This is a genomic window from Tissierellales bacterium, assembly GCA_025210965.1.
Taxonomy (GTDB): Bacteria; Bacillota; Clostridia; order Tissierellales; family JAOAQY01; genus JAOAQY01.
In genome coordinates this window covers 1-3,055 of the sequence record JAOAQY010000133.1, presented here as the reverse complement: position 1 = coordinate 3,055, position 3,055 = coordinate 1, and the positions used below count along the sequence as shown (strand labels likewise).

4 protein-coding genes are annotated in these 3,055 nt (G+C 30.4%); all 4 read left to right on the top strand.

Features of this window, described 5'->3' with window-relative positions; translation table 11 throughout:
* Window positions 1–271, top strand: a 271-nt coding sequence (locus N4A40_09580; protein ID MCT4662098.1) for an ABC transporter C-terminal domain-containing protein, incomplete at its 5' end; no start/stop codon positions are given.
* 161 nt (window positions 272–432) lie between these two features.
* The gene (locus N4A40_09575; protein ID MCT4662097.1) at window positions 433–1,107 is read left to right on the top strand and encodes a response regulator transcription factor; all 675 of its coding nucleotides are present in this window, start codon (window positions 433–435) and stop codon (window positions 1,105–1,107) included.
* A 56-nt stretch (window positions 1,108–1,163) separates the two neighbouring features.
* Window positions 1,164–2,117, top strand: coding sequence for a sensor histidine kinase (locus N4A40_09570; protein ID MCT4662096.1), 954 nt, complete (start codon window positions 1,164–1,166; stop codon window positions 2,115–2,117).
* 231 nt (window positions 2,118–2,348) lie between these two features.
* Window positions 2,349–3,055 (top strand): ABC transporter ATP-binding protein (locus N4A40_09565; protein ID MCT4662095.1); only part of this gene is annotated, 707 nt, incomplete at its 3' end.

Here is a 3,055-nt window from a genome sequence, read left to right as displayed (position 1 = left end):
TTCCTCTTCTAAACTAAGTCGTCAAAAGGAAAAAGAACTAGAGCGCCAAATAAGAAGTTTATCTCGAAAATTAGAACAAACTGAAACAGAAATAGCTGAATGTGAAGCATTGATTGAGGATTTAAATACATCGCTTTGTTCGCCTGACGTTTATAGCGATCATGAAAAGAGTCTGAAACTCAATGAAGATTTAGAATTAGCAAATCAAAAGTTAGAAATGCTTTATTCTACTTGGGAAAATATTCAAGAGGAATTGCTTGAATTGCAATAGCAAAAAGGTTATCAAATATTTTAATTATTTGATAACCTTTTTTGATTGCCATTATAGTCATAATTACCCTATTATAATTATTTTCCACTTTTTTAATATAATTTAATCTTGATGTATTATAATAGTATATAATTATACTTACTCAATTCTAGGAGGCGGCTATGCACAAAATATATATAGTAGAAGACGAAGAAAAGATAAAAAAAATAATGGCAGATGCCATATCTAAATGGGGATTTGAAGTCAAAACTGTTGAAAATTTCGATAACATACTGAATGAATTCATAGATTTTGACCCACATTTGGTTTTATTAGATATAAACCTCCCTTCATTCGATGGCTTTTATTGGTGCCAAAAAATAAGAAGCATATCAAAAGTTCCAATAATATTTATATCTTCTAGAAATGGAAATATGGATATTGTTATGGCTATGAACATGGGCGGAGATGATTTTATACAAAAGCCATTTTCACTAGATGTTTTGACTGCAAAGATAAATGCGATACTTAGACGAACTTATTCTTATACAAATATTGAATCTAGTATCCTCGAATACAAAGATGCTGTACTAAATCTAAAGGATAATACTCTAATGTACAACGACTCTCACATAGAACTTACAAAAAATGAATTTCAAATTCTTTATCTTCTGATGAAACATAATGGAGAAATTGTATCTCGAGATGATATAATACGCAGTTTGTGGGATGATGAAGCTTTTGTCGATGACAATACGCTTACGGTAAATATAAATCGACTTAGGAAAAAATTAAAAGAAATCGGTCTGGAACATTTAATTCAAACGAAGAAAGGAAAGGGATATATTTTACAATGAAATTTAGATACTATCTATGGAATCAGAAATATTTTTTGTTATTTTACTTTATACTCATGGCCTTTATATCTAGCATAATATACTTAGATTCTAGGGTTCATGTTTTTATTACAAACCTAATATATCTAAATGGAGTATCTCTTTTTCTTCTAATAATCTATCTTTTAGGTGATTTTTTTAGAAAAAAACGTGACTTCAATAGTTTTAAAAGGGCTATCGAAGTTGACCAGCTTCCCTATCCTAATTCGAAGGAACAAGAACTTTATTTCGAGCTGATTGATCAAGTTCTACAGAGTAAACATGTACTTTATGCAGATTATATAAATAAGCGAAAAGAACAAGCTGATTTCACTCAAACATGGGTTCATGAGATAAAAACACCCATAGCTACTCTAAACTTGATGCTAGAAGTATATGAAATGGAATCCGAACTTAAGACTAGCCTAATAGAAGAAGTTGATAAAATAGAAAATTACGTCGACCAAGCTCTATATCTATCTAGGACAGAAGATTTTGCAAAGGATTATATAATTCAGGATTACAATTTAAATACTATAATAAAGGACATTGTGAAAAAAAATAAGCAAATATTTATTGGCAAACACATATCTTTGAATTTAGACAATTTAGATCATACAATAAAAACAGATTCAAAGTGGTTAGATTTTATAGTAAATCAAATTCTAGGCAATTCTCTTAAGTATACAGCAAATGGAGGTCATATAGATATATATGGAGTAAATATCGAAAGAGGCATTGAACTTCATATAAAAGATTCAGGTATTGGTATATCAACTGAAGACCTTCCAAGGATATTTGATCAAGGTTTTACTGGCAACACAGGTAGAAATTACAAGAAATCAACTGGTATTGGTCTTTACTTATCTAATGAATTATGTAATAAACTAGGGCATAAACTAAGTGCAGACTCGAAAATAAACTCATATACAGACATTTGCATCTTCTTCCCCAAGTTATACGACGACCTAAAAGCCTTCGCAAGCGATTAATAGACTACTACATTATTGCAAGCTTTGTTTTTCTTTTTTTAGGAAAAGCTAAAATATGATCATAACAATATTGTACGTTTTAGCTTTTCTTTTTTAGGAAAAGCTAAAATATCATCATAACATTATTGTAAGTTTTGTTTTTCTTTTGTTAGGAAAAGCGATGGCTACAGTGTTTGAATTTTTGTAAAATAGTCTCATAAGGATTACTATTTATTCGAAGGAGGATTTTAAATGACTTGTGTTTTAAAAGCTCAAAATTTAAAAAAAGTATATGGCAGTAAGTTCAATCTTTACACTGCTCTCGATGATATCAGCTTAGAAATTGATAGAGGTGAATTTGTTGGAATAATGGGACCAAGTGGTGCTGGTAAAACAACTCTTTTAAATATTATTTCTACAATAGATAAACCTACGTCCGGAAGAGTTTCTATAGATGGTGATGAAATAGTTAGTTTGAATGAAAAAAAATTGTCTGATTTTAGAAAAAACAAATTAGGTTTTATATTTCAAGATTTCAACCTTCTAGATACATTGACAGTTCGTGAAAATATAGTGCTTCCACTTGCATTATCTAAAGTAAATCATAAAACTATTAATCAAAAAGTTGATCAGATATCAGCTAGCCTCGGCATAAATGATTTGCTAAATAAGTATCCATATGAAATATCTGGCGGGGAAAAACAAAGAACAGCAGCTGCTAGAGCTATCATAAATACACCTAAGCTAATACTAGCTGACGAACCTACTGGCGCTTTAGATTCTAAGTCATCTGCTGATTTACTTCAATGTATGAGTGACTTAAATGAGCAAGAAGCCGCAACTATAATGATGGTTACACACGATGCATTTGCTGCGAGTTATTGTAAGCGAATACTTTTTATAAAAGACGGCAGAATCTATACGGAAATCGTCAGAGGTGGAGATAGAAAAGAGTTTTT